The following is a 13,543-nucleotide window of genomic DNA, read 5'->3' as shown; positions in this document are numbered from 1 at the left end:
CCCGCCCCAACGGCGGGCACCGCAGGTCACTCACGGAGTGACGCAGGCCTCGCTGATCGCCGCGACGTGCCGCGCGTCGGTGCCGCAGCACCCGCCGAGGACCCGCAGGCCCGGCAGGCGTTGCCGCAGTGCGTGGAACCGCCGGCCGAGGTCCTCCGGATCGCCCTCGTCCAGCTCCTCGGCCTCGTCCAGCTCGGCGTGACTCGCCATCGACGCGTTGGCCCGCAGCCCGGCGAGCCGCCCCGCCCACGAAGCGGCCGGGTCGAGCACCTGGTCGACGTGGGTCGGGTGCGCGCAGTTGATCATGAAGTACCTCGCGTACGCATCGGTGGCCGTGTCGACGGCCTCGATCGCGGCGCCGAGATCCTGGCCGGACGGCAGCCGGCCGTCGGTCTCGACGGTGAACGAGATGACCACCGGGATGCCGTGGTCCCGGGCGGCCAGCACGAGGCCGGTCGCCTCCTCCACGTACGTCATCGTGATCCCCGTGACCAGGTCCACCCCGCTCTCGGCGAACGCGGCCACCTGCGCCGCGTGGTAGTCCCGTGCCACGGCGACGTCCATCGCGTCCTCGACGGCATAGCCGTCACCACGCGGACCGATGCAGCCGCTGACCACCACCGTGGTGGCGGACGTGGCGTACTCGTCGCGAAGACCGACCAGGAGGTCGACCGCCGCACGGTTGATCGCTGCCACGTCGGAGACCGGTCGCCCCTGCCGGGCGACTCCGTCAGGGTGCGCCCGCCACGTCGGGGTTTCCAGGACGATGCCCACCTGGTCGCGTCGCGCGATCTCCAGATAGGAGACGAAGTAGCGGCGCAACGCCTCGCGGCCGGCCTCGTCGTCCAGCAGGATGAAAGCGGCGAAGTCCGGCAGGTCGATGCCGTCGTGGAAGATCAGCGTCGTCTCGATGCCTCCGTCGGTCAGCACCAGGGGGGCGTCCAGGGCGGTCATGGCGCTCATGCCGCACCACCCGTCCCCGGGGCGACGTGGATGACGTCCCGCCACCACTCGGCGAGTCCCGGGGCGAGCGCGTCGTACGTGCTCCGGAACCGCGCGTCCTCGACGAACGTGTCGGCCAGCGTGCGTTGCATCGCGCGGTCGGCGTCGTAGAACGACTGCAGCGAAGCGAGGTGTGCGTCGGCCAAGGCGTCGGCATCCGCGCTGCCCGGGGTGACGCCCGCAGCGAAGGCATCGACCAGTCGCTGGTTGAACGCATCGGTGTCGGTCTTGAGGCGGCGCCAGTCGTCCGCGGTGAGGTGCGCGGTGCGCTCCCGGCTCTGCTGCCAGGCCGAGGTCCCCTCCCACTTCTCCCGGGCCTCGTCCTCCCAGGACGGGTCGTACTCGGTCCCGAAGATCTCCAGCTTCTCCTCGGGGGTCAGGTCCTGTCCGCTCATGTGAGCCTCCATCTCCTTCTCTATCGCCTGGACCATCCCGCGTACGTGCTGCAGCTGCTCGGTCAGCATGCGGTGCTGACGGCGCAGGTGCTCGACCAGGTCGGCCGGGTCCGCGAGGAGGGTGGCGATGTCGTCGAGGGAGAACCCGAGGTGCCGGTAGTACAGGATCCGCGTGAGGCGGTCCAGGTCTCCGGCGTCGTACTGCCGGTAGCCCGCCGCACTGCGTGCCGACGGGACCAGGAGGCCGATCGACTCGTAGTGGTGCAGGGCTCGCACCGTGGTGCCCGACAGGCGAGCGACCTCGCCGACACCATGGCATCGCGTGGTCTTGGTCATGCGTCCTCCGGGTTGCTCCCGGTCCGGCACCGTGCCGGACCGAGGACCACCGTGACGCCTGACGTTACGTGAGGGTCAAGTCAACAGGAGGAAACTTCGACGAATTGTCGAGCCACCCCCGGACGCGCGAAGGCCCCGCGGACCGGACGGTCTCACGGGGCCTCACCACGAAGCGCGCCCGAAGGGATTCGAACCCCTAACCTTCTGATCCGTAGTCAGATGCTCTATCCGTTGAGCTACGGGCGCACACCCCGAAGGGCCTCGCTGAGTCTAGCGTGGCCCTACGCCGAGTGAAAATCTGGCCACTTCCCCGAACTTGCCCACAGGCGCAGCAGGGGTGACCTAGTGTTGCGGATCACAACCTGTCACCGATCGGGGAGGACCCGTCATGTCGGCACGCCCGCTGCGCACCATCGCCAGCGTCACCTCAACTTTCGCACTGGTCGCGGCCGGCCTCGCCGTCACGACGAGCGCGGCTCACGGCGCGCCGAACGTCGACGCAACCACGTGTCCTGGCACACCGGTCTGGACCGGTGGATTCACCCCCGACCAGCCGGTGCACGGACTCACCACGACGCGAGGAATCACGCCGGAGCCGTTCACCGGCACGTACGTCGACACGCTCGAGGACGGCGCCGGTCGCGGCAAGGACATCCTCGTGTTCAAGCTGGCTGGTAGTCGCATCACCAAGACCAACAGCGCCGGAGACACCAGCGCGGACGCCGGGATCTGGGCCGGGATGTCCGGCTCGCCCGTCTACGACGCGGACGACAACCTGATCGGTTCGGTCTCCTACAGGTTCAGCAGCGACGCGAGCGACTACGCCGGCGTCACCCCCGCAGCGGATCTCCTCGCCGTCGACAAGCCTGCAGCGCCGCTGCCCGTGGTGACGTCAGCCGCAGTCCCGAAGGCGATGGCCCGCTCGATGGCGGTCGCCAGCGAGTCCACGTCGGACACCACGTCGAGCTACTCGACGATCCGCCGGTTGACGCTCCCGCGGGTGTCGGTCGGCATCCCGGGCGAGGACGCCACCACGATGGCCGCCAAGTCGCGCACCCTCGCCGCCAAGGCGCCCGGGAAGGTCACGTTCCAGACGGCCGCCGCAGCCACCGACATCGACCCGCAGGACGCCATCGTCGCGGGTGGCAACATCGCCTCGGCCTGGTCCTACGGCGACGTCACGATGGCCTCGGTGGGCACCATCACCGCCGTGTGCGGGACCAAGGTGTTCGCCTTCGGTCATCCCGACACCTACACGGGCACGTCGACCGCGACCTTCCACGCGGCCTCGACGGCGTTCATCCAGGAGGATGGGGGCGACGGTTCGTACAAGCTCGTCAACATCGACACGGACCCGGTCGGCCAGATCACCCAGGACCGGCTCAGCGGCATCATGGGCGTGACGGGGCAGCTGCCCGCGACCACGCTCATCACCTCCAACACGACGGTGGACGGCGCGACGACCTCGGCCACGACCCGGGTGGCCGTCCCGGAGGCTCTGGGATCTGCTGTCGGTGGCCAGGTGTTCAACGACGTCATCGCGGGGCTCGACCAGTACTCCGGCCCCGGCGAGGCATTGATGACGTGGAACATCGGCTACACGCCCAAGGGTGGCCAGCCGGCGACCTACACCCGCACCCAGCGGATCTCGCTGAACTCGTACTTTGCCGAGGAGGCTCCGTACGACCTCGCGAGTGACGTCGAGTTCCTGCAGACCGGCTCGGACACCAAGGTCACGATCAACTCCGTGACGGTCAACACCGAGCTGAAGCCCGTCTACAACGCGCTGCGCATCTCGCGGATCGACGTCCGCAAGAGCGGCAAGTGGATCAGGGTCCCGAGCGGCGGCAAGGTCCTCGCAAACCGCGGCAAGCCGTTCCCGGTGCAGGTCCACCTCGTCCCGGCCAACGGCGACTCGGTGGCCGAACCGGTGATCAAGCGACTCGACCCGACGATCTCCAAGACGGCCTACGGCACCGGCTACCTCTCGTTCGTCGGCGGAACGAACTACTACGACGACGAGGAAGACTTCACGATCGACATCGACGAGGAGGACGAGGACTACTACTACTCCGGCGAGGAGACCTTGACTCTCGCCGAGGTGCTCTCCGCGCTGAAAGGCCAGGTGCGCTACGACTCCGCGCGCAGCACCCAGCGCTACTCCACGAAGTACGGGACGCAGCGCTTCTCGCGCAAGTCCGTCGAGACGTCGGCAGTGACCAACGGCTCGGCGTACATCCGGCTGGGGTACGTCAACTAGCTCGCAGACGACAGGAGGGGCGGTGCCATCCGGCGCCGCCCCTCCTGTCATACGTGTGACCATGTTCACCCCTTCCGACCAGCCCAAACTCCAGATGCGGCACGTAAAGTCGGCTGAATCGTCATCGCCCGTCGGTGACGATTCATCACACATCAGCTACCTGAGGCCTGCATGCCGAGGGAGTGCGAATCAATGCGCTTGGTTCGCGATGCGCGAGAAGGAAAAGCTCACACATGTCCGCAGACACCGCCATCTCCACCTACCGGACGACGCACCCCAGGCTCCAGGCCTGGGTCGATGACGTCGCCGCCCTGACCAGACCGGCCGCCATCCACTGGGTCGAAGGCACTCCCGAGGAATGGGTCGCGCTGACCGACGACCTCGTCGCCTCCGGCACCTTCGTACGACTCGACGAGTCCAAGAAGCCCAACTCGTTCTGGTGCGCCTCGGACCCGAGCGACGTCGCTCGCGTCGAGGACCGCACCTACATCTGCAGCGTCGACGAGGCCGACTGCGGCCCGACGAACAACTGGATGGAGCCTTCGGAGATGAAGGCGATCATGCGGGACCTCTACGACGGCTGCATGCAGGGCCGCACGATGTACGTCATCCCGTTCGTCATGGGCCACCTCGAGTCCAACAGCCCCATGTTCGGTGTCGAGATCACCGACTCCCCCTACGTCGTCGCCTCGATGACCGTCATGGCCCGGGTGGGCAAGAACGTGCTCGACAAGATCGAAAAGCTCGACGCCGACTACGTGCCGGCGCTGCACTCGATCGGCGCTCCCCTCGCCGAGGGCCAGCAGGACGTGCCATGGCCGTGCAACGACACCAAGTACATCGTGCAGTTCCCCGAGGAGCGCATGATCTGGTCGTTCGGATCGGGCTACGGCGGCAACGCCCTGCTGGGCAAGAAGTGCTACTCCTTGCGCATCGCGTCGGTCATGGGCCGCGACGAGGGCTGGATGGCCGAGCACATGCTGATCCTCAAGCTGACCTCGCCGGACAACGTCGTCAAGTACGTCGCGGCGGCGTTCCCCAGTGCCTGCGGCAAGACCAACCTCGCGATGGTCGAGCCGACGGTCCCCGGCTGGAAGGTCGAGACGATCGGCGACGACATCGCCTGGATCCGCGTGGGCGCCGACGGCCGTCTGTATGCCGTCAACCCCGAGTTCGGCCTGTTCGGCGTCGCCCCCGGCACCGGGTGGGACACCAACGCCAACGCGATGCGCACGATCGACCAGGGCAATTCGGTGTTCACCAACGTCGCGCTGACCGATGACGGCGACGTCTGGTGGGAGGGCATGACCGACGAGGCGCCGGCCCACCTGACGGACTGGAAGGGGCGCGACTGGACGCCGGCGTCCGACGAGCTCTCGTCGCACCCCAACAGCCGGTTCTGCACCCCGATCAAGCAGTGCCCGACCCTCGCCGCTGAGTACGACGACCCCAATGGCGTCCCGCTCGACGCGATCCTGTTCGGTGGTCGCCGCAAGACGACGATCCCGCTGGTGACCGAGGCCCGCGACTGGACCCACGGCACGTTCATGGGTGCGACCCTGTCGTCCGAGACCACCGCCGCGGCAACCGGCGCAGTCGGCGTCGTCCGCCGCGATCCCATGGCGATGCTGCCGTTCATCGGCTACGACGCGGGTGACTACTTCAGCCACTGGATCAACATGGCGAAGAACAACGACGAGTCGAAGTTCCCCAAGATCTTCTACGTCAACTGGTTCCGTCGCGACGAGGACGGCGGGTTCCTGTGGCCCGGCTTCGGCGAGAACAGCCGCATCCTCAAGTACGTCATCGAGCGCGTCGAGGGCAAGGTCGAGGCGGTCGAGACGCCGATCGGCCTCGTGCCCGTGCCCGGCGCGATCGACACCGACGGTCTCGACGTCACCGACGAGCAGCTCGAGAAGGCCCTGCGGGTCGACACCGAGGAGTGGCGAGCCGAGATCCCGCAGATCAACGAGTGGTTCGAGAAGTTCGGCGACAAGCTGCCGACGGTTCTCTGGACCGAGCTCGACGGCCTGAAGGCGCGCCTCGAGGCCTGACCTGCCGCACCACCGCTGAGCCTGACGTACTGCTGCCCGCCCACGGCGTGTCGCAGCAGACTCGTCAGGCTCAGCGCGTTCGGGGCTTCCAGCCGATCGCGGGGAGGACGTGGTCCGCGAGCGCGCCGAGAAGTCGGGCGTTGTAGGCGACGCCGAGCTGGTTGGGCACCGTGAGCAGCAGCGAGTCGGCCTCGCGCACGGCGACGTCCCGCGCGAGCTCCTCGGCCAGGGCATCGGGCTCCCCGACGTACGACTTGCCGAACCTCGCGATCCCGCCGTCGAGGTGCCCCAGCTGGTCCTCACCGCTGCGGTCGCCGAAGTAGGCGCGGTCCTGTGCGTCGAGGATCGGGATGACGCTGCGGCTGACCGACACCCGGGGCTCCCGCTCCCAGCCGGCCTCGGACCAAGCGGCGCGGAACCGCTGGATCTGCTCGAGCTGCAGCTCGTCGAACGGGACGCCGGTGTCCTCGGTCAGCAGCGTCGAGCTCATGAGGTTCATGCCCTGCTGGGCGGTCCACTCGGCGGTGCCGCGCGTGCCGGAGCCCCACCAGATCCGGTCGGCCAGGCCGGGCGCCTGGGGCATGACCGGCAGGGGCACCGACTGGCCCGTCATCTTGGGGTCGGACATCACGACACCGGCACCGGCGATGGCCTGGCGGAACACCTCGGTGTGCTGCCTCGCCATGTCGGCATCACTCTGGCCCTCGGCCGGCACGTGGCCGAACGACTCGTAGCCGCGCAGGGCGGTCTCCGGTGATCCGCGGCTGATGCCGAGCTGCAGCCGGCCACCGCTGATGAGGTCGGCCGCGGCGGCGTCCTCGGCCATGTAGAGCGGGTTCTCGTAGCGCATGTCGATCACGCCCGTCCCGATCTCGATCCGGCTCGTTCGGGCGCCGACCGCGGCCAGCAGCGGGAACGGGGACGCCAGCTGCCGCGCGAAGTGGTGCACTCGGAAGTACGCCCCGTCGAGCCCCAGCTCCTCGGCCGCCACCGCGAGGTCGATCGACTGCAGGAGGACATCCTCAGCCGTACGCGTCTGAGAACCGGGGACGGCCTGGTAGTGGCCGAACGAGAGGAAGCCGACGTTCTTCATACCGGGGTCAACGTCGAGGAGCCACGCGCTGTTCCGTCGGCTCACCCCATGAGGAGCGAGCCCTCGGCCAGTCGCGCGGACACGGTGGGGACGGCGCGGGACGACAGGCGGTGCGTGACCATGAGGACGGTCCGGCTGCCGTCGAGGAGGTGCTCGAGCACGCGCTCCTCCGTTCGTACGTCGAGAGCGCTGGTGGCCTCGTCGAGCACGAGGAGCTCGGGGTCCCGGATGATCGCGCGCGCGATGCTGAGCCGCTGCTGCTCGCCGCCCGACAGCTCGGCCAGCTCGTGCAACGGTGCCGAGAGACCACCTGGCAGGGCCGCGATCTCGGCCTCGAGCTGGCTGAGCCGCAGCGCCTCCCACGCCTCCTCCTCGGTCACCGTGCGGCCGGGCGGCAGCGACCAGGTGAGGTTCTGCCAGACGGTGCCGGGCACGAGGACGGTCTGCTGCGGGACGTACCCGATCCGCCTCCGCCACGCCTCGAGGTCACGAAGCCGCTCGCCGTCGACCAGGACCTCGCCGGTCTCGGGCCGCAACAGTCCGAGGATCACGTCGACCAGGGTGCTCTTGCCGGCGCCGCTCTCGCCGGAGAGCGTCACGAGACCGCGGTGAGGTATGTCGATGCTGACGCCTCGAAGCACGGGTCCGAGGTCTGCCTGGTGGCGCACCGTCACGTCGCGCACGGAGACGAGTGGGGCGCCGGCACGGGCGGGCGCGGGGGCCGGTCGACTGCGCCGGACTAGAGTCGACCCGTGATCGTCGCCGCCCTGCTCGTGCTCGCCCTCGGGCTGGCGACGGGGATCGTCGCCCGGCGCGGCGCTTCGGCGAGAGCGCCTCGGGCCGCCCACTTCCCCGGCCAGCCCGAGGGCCTGGCGGACCGGCCCCCCGTACGTCTGAGGGTGTGGGCCGCCGTGGCCGCGGCAGTCGTCGTCGCCGTGGCCGCCACCGCGTTCCTCGACCCTGCAGTCGCCCTTGGTGCCGCCGTGATCGGGAGCGTCGCCTTGATCGTGCTCACCGGGTTCCTCCACCGGTACGCCCGCGACTGCGCCAAGGTCGCCGCGGCCGTCGAGGCGTACGAGCCGACGATCGCGATCCCCTATGCCGGCAAGGTCGGCGTCCACATCGGTATGTGGTCGCCTTGGATCGAGCGGACCGGGGTGCGCTGGTGCATCGTGGCGCGCACGGCTCCGTCGTTCCGCGAGCTCGCCGAGATGTACCCGACGACGCCCGTGGTCCGTGGACCGATCCCGGCGAGCGTCCGCGGCGCGCTCTACCCGCACGGGGCCGCGAGCAACGCCGACTTCATCGCCGGCTCGGCCGCGACCCACGTCTTCCTCGGTCATGGCGACAGCGACAAGCCGCTCAGTGCGTCCGAGCGAGTGCTGCAGTACGACCTGGTGACCGTCGCCGGCCAGGCCGCGATCGACCGCTTCACGGCGGCGGGGCTCTCGATCCCGTCCGAGCGGTTGCGCATCATCGGCCGGCCGCAGACCGAGGGCATCGTCCCGGCGGCGGGCCCGGTGCCCCGACCGTCCACCGTGCTCTACGCGCCGACCTGGCGGCATGCCGACGACAGCCTCAATGTCTCGTCGCTGGCCGTCGCCGACCGGGTCGTCCGGGCGCTGCTCGACCACGGATGCACGGTCGTGTTCCGGCGCCACTTCGCCGGTCAGAACCACGTCGAGGCCGAGGCCATGATCGTCCGGGTCAACGAGCTGCTCGAGGCCGACGCCGCAACGACCGGGCGGGCCCACCGTTGGGGCCGGCCCGCGATGGACGAGCCGCTGATCGAGGCGTTCAACTCCGTCGACGCGATGGTCTCGGACGTGTCAGGGATCGTCGTCGACTTCATGGCCAGCAACAAGCCGCTCGTCATGTACGCGGCGCAGTTCGCCGACCCCGAGGCGTTCCGCGCGGCTCATCCGACAGCCGCAGCGGCATACGTCGTCGACCGCGACCTGCAGAACCTCGAGTCGGTGCTGGGCTCCGCGCTGGGCGACGACCCACTCGCCGGGATCCGCGCCGACCGGGCCGACCACTACCTCGGTGGGCCGGAACGTGCGGAGCCGGCGCGGCGCTTCATGGAGCTGGTCGTCGAGCTCGGCGGCTAGGGAAGGAAGCACCAGAGCTGCCAGGCCAGCACAACCACGCCGAGCACCCGCCGGAACGGTGCCGCACCGCGTACCACCTCGTCGAGCGCCCAGACGGTCAAGGCACCGGCGCCGACCCAGCGCAGCTCGGCATCCCGCTCGTCGTACGGGCTCCACCGCAGCGCAGTGGCCGACAGCCAGACCCAGAGGGCGGAATTGGGCACCTGCGCGACGACGAGACGCCCGGACTCGTCCCTGAAGAACGAGCCGAGGCGGATCACACCGTCATGCTATGTGGCCTGTGCGGTCGCCGGCTCCCTGATCGACTCCGGGGAAGGGTCCTGCTCGAGCTGTTCCTCGAGCTTCTCCGCCGAGATCGTCGGGATCGCGAGGCCCGCGACGGCGGCGAGCAGCAGGGCGCCGCCCAGCACGGCGAACCCCGCGGTGTAGCCGATCTCCTTGGGGAACCCGGTCGGCAGGACGTGCGCCGTGACGATGCTGGCCATGACCGCCGTGCCGACCGAGCCGCCGATCGTACGGATGTTGGCGTTCATGCCGCTCGCGACGCCGGTCTGCTCCGGCGGAACGGCACCGACGATGAGGCCCGCGAGGCACGCGAACGCCAGGCCGATGCCGACGCCCGTGATGCCGTTGGCGATGGCGATCTCGGTCTTGGTGTCGTGGGCGTAGGCCAGCATGAACATGCCGGCGGCGCCCAGCGCCGAGCCGAACACGACGACCGTCTTGGGCCCGATCCGGCGGGCGATCGACGCGGCGACCAGACCGGTCAGGAAGGTCGCCACAGCCGACGGCAGCATCAGCATGCCGGACTCGGTCACGCTGGACCCGAAGCCGTACCCGCTCTCGCTCGGGGTCTGGTTGAACTGCGGGATGAAGCCGAACGAGGCGTACATCCCGACGCCGACCAGCAGGGCGACGAGGTTGGTGGTCCAGACGCCGGGCAGGCGCATCATGTGCATGTCGATCAACGGCACGGCAGCCCGCTGCTCGACCCGGACCCAGGCCACGAAGAGCACGGCGGCCAGCACCAAGAGCCCGATCGTGCGGCCGGAGCCCCAGCCCCACTTGGGTGCTTCGCTGAGCGCCAGCAGCAGCGCGACGAGCCAGCTCGACAGCAGGACCGCCGGCAGCACCGAGATGCGGCCGGGCGTACGGACCGGAGAGCGCGGCACGAACACGATCGCGGCCGCGGCGGCCACGGACGTGACGATGAACGGCAGCCAGAACAGCCAGTGGTAGCCCAGGCCCGAGACGATGGGGCCGGCCAGCACGATCCCGGCGCCGAAGCCGACCGCGAGAAGCGAGGAGACCACGCTGACGGCCCCGCCGACCTTGTGGTGCGGGAACTCGTCACGGATGATCCCGAACGCCAGCGGCAGCACACCGCCACCGACGCCCTGGATGATGCGCGCGACGATCAGGACTCCGATCGTCGACGCCAACGCGGCGAGCAACGAACCGGCCGCGAGGGCGACCAAGGACAGCACCATCAGCCGCTCCTTGCCGAAGGCGTCGCCGAGGCGGCCCATGATGGGCGTGAAGACCGAGGCCGACAGCAGGTATGCCGTCAGCACCCAGGTCACGGTGTTCTGGTCGGTGTTGAGCTCCTGCTCGATCTCGGCGAGCACGGGGATCGTCAGCGACTGCATGAGCGAGTAGGACGACACCGCCACCGCCAGCACGGCGAAGGTCAGCCAGTAGTGAGTGCGTCGGCGTGACGAAGGCACAGGAGTTCTCCAGGAAGAGCAGGTGGGACGCAGCACTGATTGCTGCGTGCAACCAATATACGGAGTGTTTCTCCGGATCGCTACGTGCGCCTCGTCACCCTGCCGACTCTGGTGGGGTGCCGGCAAGGTCGTCGAAGAGCCGCTTGTCATGCGCGTTGAACACCGTCACGCCCGCTTCCTCGTCCAGGCGCCGCAGCGTGGCGTGGTTGCCGGCCAGCCGCTTGCGGTCGGCCGCCATGGCGCGCTCGAACCCCCGCAGCAAGCCGATCTTGGCCAAGGGGCCACCGCTGGGCGACGTCGGCGTGTAGAGGCTGGCGTCGAACACCGCGTCGCCCGCATGGACCAAGAGGCCTTGGCTGGACGTCTCGACTGCAACCGCTGCATGCCCCTTGGTGTGGCCCGGCATCGGCAGGTAGGTCACGCCCGGCAGCACCTCCATGCCGTGCAGGCCGTGCTTCCACGACTCGCCCGGCCCGGCGTGGGTCTGGATGCGCGGGCCGTGCGCCCACTGCCGCTGCGCATAGCGCCGCCGGGAGGCGAAGTCAGGGTTGACGACCGCCCAGTCGTACTCCTCGGCCGTCGTGTGGATGATGGCCTCGGGGAAGTCGGCGATGCCCCCGATGTGGTCGAAGTCCATGTGGGTCAGCACGATGTGCTGCACGTCGGCGGCCGTGAACCCCAGGGCCTCGACCTGTCCGATGGCGGTCCTGGCATCGGCGCGATCGGGTCGCATCAAAAACCGCGCGACTCCCATCCGCTTCGGCTCGGCGAAGTCCCGGCGGCCGAGACCGCTGTCGATCAGCACCAGCCCGTCCGCCGTCTCGCACAACAGCACGTGGCAGACGATCTCGGGTGCGAGCGGCGGGTGCAGGGATCCACAGTTGAGGTGATGAACGCGCATGCGCTTGATCCTGTCGGAGTTGCCGTGGCCCGTCACCTCGAATGCCGAATCAGTGCCTGACTACGCTCGGATGGTGACCCGTTCCCACCTGGTGCTCGCGGCGGCGGTCTACGGAGGCGCGCTGCTGCTGGTCGCCGCGTGGCCGACGCACGTCGACGAGGACGTCCCTGTGCTGGACGCGCCACCCTCGCGGTGGCTCGTCGGACAGGGGCTGTCCGCGGAGCGGACCTACTGGTTGATCGAGTGGGCCGCCAACGTCGGCCTGTTCGTGCCGTTCGGCGTGCTGGGGATGCTCGCTGTCAAGCGGGCGACCTGGATCCGCGTCACGGCTGCCGCGCTGGTCGTCTCCGGTGGCATCGAGGTCCTGCAGGCGGTCGCGCGACCGGGCCGCACGGCGGACGCCTCCGACGTCGCGGCCAACGTCCTCGGCGCGGCCGTCGGCGCGCTGGGCGTCACGACATGGCGCAGGTCAGCGCGCCGCCGCGCCACCGAGGTGTGACTTCACTAGCTCACGGATCGCCTCGACGAACACGCTCTCGTCGTAGCGGTCGGCGTGCTCCTTGATCTGCTCGACATCCCACTCGCGGACGTCGAGCTGGGCCAGCGCGTCACGCAGGCTCGCGGCCGACGGGTCCTCGACGAACAGCGCCGTGACGTGCTCGATCATCGTCTCCATGTAACCGCCCCACCGCAGGACGATGCTGGGCTTGCCGAACGAGGCCGCCTCCAGCGGAGTCAGTCCGAAGTCCTCGTGGCTGATCGCGATGAGCGCGCGTGATTGGCGGTAGAGCCACGCGATCTCACCGTCGGCGATGTCCTCCAGCAGACATACGTTGTCGGGGGCCGCGGCCCGCAGCTCCGCGCCCATGGGCCCGCGTCCCACGACCACGAGACGACGGTGCGGCTCCTCGGCGTACGCCTGGATCACCGCGCCCACGTTCTTGTAGGGCAGGAGCCGTGAGATGCACAGCTCGAAGGGGCGGCCGTCGAGCCAGTGGATGATCTCCGGCATTGGCACCGACGGCCGGTCGACCGTGTTGGGGCGCGGCGCCGGCAGCACGACGGACGTGCGGTCGTACTCGCTGAGGATGCGGTCCTGCACGATCGAGGAGATCGCGACGTAGGCGTCTGCGGACCGCGCCGCACGACGGTCCCACCAGACGAGGAACGGTCGCAGCAGCCGCAGTGCCAGCGACTCGGCCCGGCTCGCGTTGTCGCCCAGGTAGCGCCGGGACTGGTAGAGCCAGCGCGCGGGGGAGTAGCAGTAGACGACCTTGTGCCCCGAGGACCGGAACCCGTGCGCCCAGCCGCTGCTGCTGGCCAGGACGAGGTCGGCGTCGATCCTCGTCGCCGACGCGGCGAGCGGCAGGAGCGGCAGCGCGAACCGGTGGTGGCGCCGGAAGAACCCGATCCGGTTGAGCCACGACGTCTCGATCCGCAGATCGCGGAACTCGGGGAACGTGGCGTCTGGGTCGTAGACGGTCGTGTGGATCGTCGCCTCGGGGAATGCGGCGGCCATTGCCAGGACGACCCGCTCGGCACCCCCGCGCTGCGTCAGGTAGTCGTGCGCGATCGCCACCGTCGGGCGCCGCGTCACTGGACCACCTCCGGATGCCTCATCCCCCCATCGAACCAGATGCCCGGGTGCGCGCACGAGGTGCAGA

General features: G+C 69.5%; 12 protein-coding genes and 1 tRNA gene. 4 read left to right on the top strand and 9 right to left on the bottom strand.

Translation table 11 applies throughout. The annotated features are described in order from the left end of the window. Positions 1–30 precede the first annotated feature (30 nt). The 3 genes from AB0N22_RS13105 to AB0N22_RS13095 all read right to left on the bottom strand — a co-directional run bounded on the left by AB0N22_RS13105 (position 31) and on the right by AB0N22_RS13095 (position 1,979). Positions 31–963 (bottom strand): homocysteine S-methyltransferase family protein, encoded by a 933-nt coding sequence (locus AB0N22_RS13105; protein WP_364640761.1) that lies wholly within the window; start codon positions 961–963, stop codon positions 31–33. Beyond that, the gene (locus AB0N22_RS13100) at positions 960–1,733 is read right to left on the bottom strand and encodes a MerR family transcriptional regulator (RefSeq protein ID WP_364640759.1); all 774 of its coding nucleotides are present in this window, start codon (positions 1,731–1,733) and stop codon (positions 960–962) included. The genes AB0N22_RS13105 and AB0N22_RS13100 overlap by 4 nt, the downstream gene beginning before the upstream one ends. 173 nt (positions 1,734–1,906) lie before the next feature. Further along, positions 1,907–1,979: transfer RNA gene (locus AB0N22_RS13095), tRNA-Arg, on the bottom strand. A gap of 142 nt (positions 1,980–2,121) precedes the next feature. Here AB0N22_RS13095 and AB0N22_RS13090 point away from each other — a divergent pair. Together AB0N22_RS13090 and AB0N22_RS13085 are read left to right on the top strand one after the other, a co-directional pair. Next, positions 2,122–3,993: a hypothetical protein gene (locus tag AB0N22_RS13090; protein WP_364640756.1), complete on the top strand. Its 1,872-nt coding sequence runs from the start codon at positions 2,122–2,124 to the stop codon at positions 3,991–3,993. Positions 3,994–4,226: 233 nt separating this feature from the next. Next, positions 4,227–6,047: a phosphoenolpyruvate carboxykinase (GTP) gene (locus AB0N22_RS13085; protein ID WP_364640754.1), complete on the top strand. Its 1,821-nt coding sequence runs from the start codon at positions 4,227–4,229 to the stop codon at positions 6,045–6,047. Between the two features lie 70 nt (positions 6,048–6,117). On the opposite strand, the gene AB0N22_RS13080 is transcribed toward AB0N22_RS13085, so the two are convergent. Beyond that, a complete protein-coding gene (locus tag AB0N22_RS13080) occupies positions 6,118–7,140 on the bottom strand; it encodes an LLM class flavin-dependent oxidoreductase (protein WP_364640751.1) in 1,023 nt (340 codons plus the stop codon). A gap of 41 nt (positions 7,141–7,181) precedes the next feature. Next, positions 7,182–7,823, bottom strand: a complete 642-nt coding sequence (locus tag AB0N22_RS13075) for an ABC transporter ATP-binding protein (protein WP_364640748.1) — start codon at positions 7,821–7,823, stop codon at positions 7,182–7,184. Positions 7,824–7,892: 69 nt separating this feature from the next. On the opposite strand from AB0N22_RS13075, the gene AB0N22_RS13070 reads away from it, so the two are divergent. Beyond that, positions 7,893–9,251, top strand: a complete 1,359-nt coding sequence (locus AB0N22_RS13070) for a CDP-glycerol glycerophosphotransferase family protein (RefSeq protein WP_364640745.1) — start codon at positions 7,893–7,895, stop codon at positions 9,249–9,251. Here the strand turns inward: AB0N22_RS13070 and AB0N22_RS13065 are convergent. The 3 genes from AB0N22_RS13065 to AB0N22_RS13055 form a co-directional block, all read right to left on the bottom strand. Next, the gene (locus tag AB0N22_RS13065; RefSeq protein ID WP_364640742.1) at positions 9,248–9,511 is read right to left on the bottom strand and encodes a hypothetical protein; all 264 of its coding nucleotides are present in this window, start codon (positions 9,509–9,511) and stop codon (positions 9,248–9,250) included. The two genes, AB0N22_RS13070 and AB0N22_RS13065, sit on opposite strands and share 4 nt — an antisense overlap. 9 nt (positions 9,512–9,520) lie before the next feature. Continuing rightward, positions 9,521–10,978, bottom strand: coding sequence for an MFS transporter (locus AB0N22_RS13060; RefSeq protein ID WP_364640739.1), 1,458 nt, complete (start codon positions 10,976–10,978; stop codon positions 9,521–9,523). Positions 10,979–11,072: 94 nt separating this feature from the next. Then, entirely contained in the window at positions 11,073–11,879 is an 807-nt protein-coding gene (locus AB0N22_RS13055; RefSeq protein WP_364640736.1) for an MBL fold metallo-hydrolase, read from the bottom strand. Between the two features lie 73 nt (positions 11,880–11,952). Between AB0N22_RS13055 and AB0N22_RS13050 the strand changes: the two genes are divergently transcribed. Continuing rightward, positions 11,953–12,378, top strand: a complete 426-nt coding sequence (locus tag AB0N22_RS13050) for a VanZ family protein (protein WP_364640733.1) — start codon at positions 11,953–11,955, stop codon at positions 12,376–12,378. Here the strand turns inward: AB0N22_RS13050 and AB0N22_RS13045 are convergent. Next, the gene (locus AB0N22_RS13045; RefSeq protein WP_364640730.1) at positions 12,349–13,476 is read right to left on the bottom strand and encodes a glycosyltransferase; all 1,128 of its coding nucleotides are present in this window, start codon (positions 13,474–13,476) and stop codon (positions 12,349–12,351) included. The two genes, AB0N22_RS13050 and AB0N22_RS13045, sit on opposite strands and share 30 nt — an antisense overlap. Between the last annotated feature and the right edge of the window lie 67 nt (positions 13,477–13,543).

Origin of the sequence: Aeromicrobium sp. NPDC092404 (genome assembly GCF_040684095.1) — a bacterium.
In the GTDB taxonomy this organism is placed as follows: Bacteria; Actinomycetota; Actinomycetes; order Propionibacteriales; family Nocardioidaceae; genus Aeromicrobium.
Note: the sequence above shows the minus strand (reverse complement) of the source record. Positions and strands in the feature narration are given on the sequence as shown.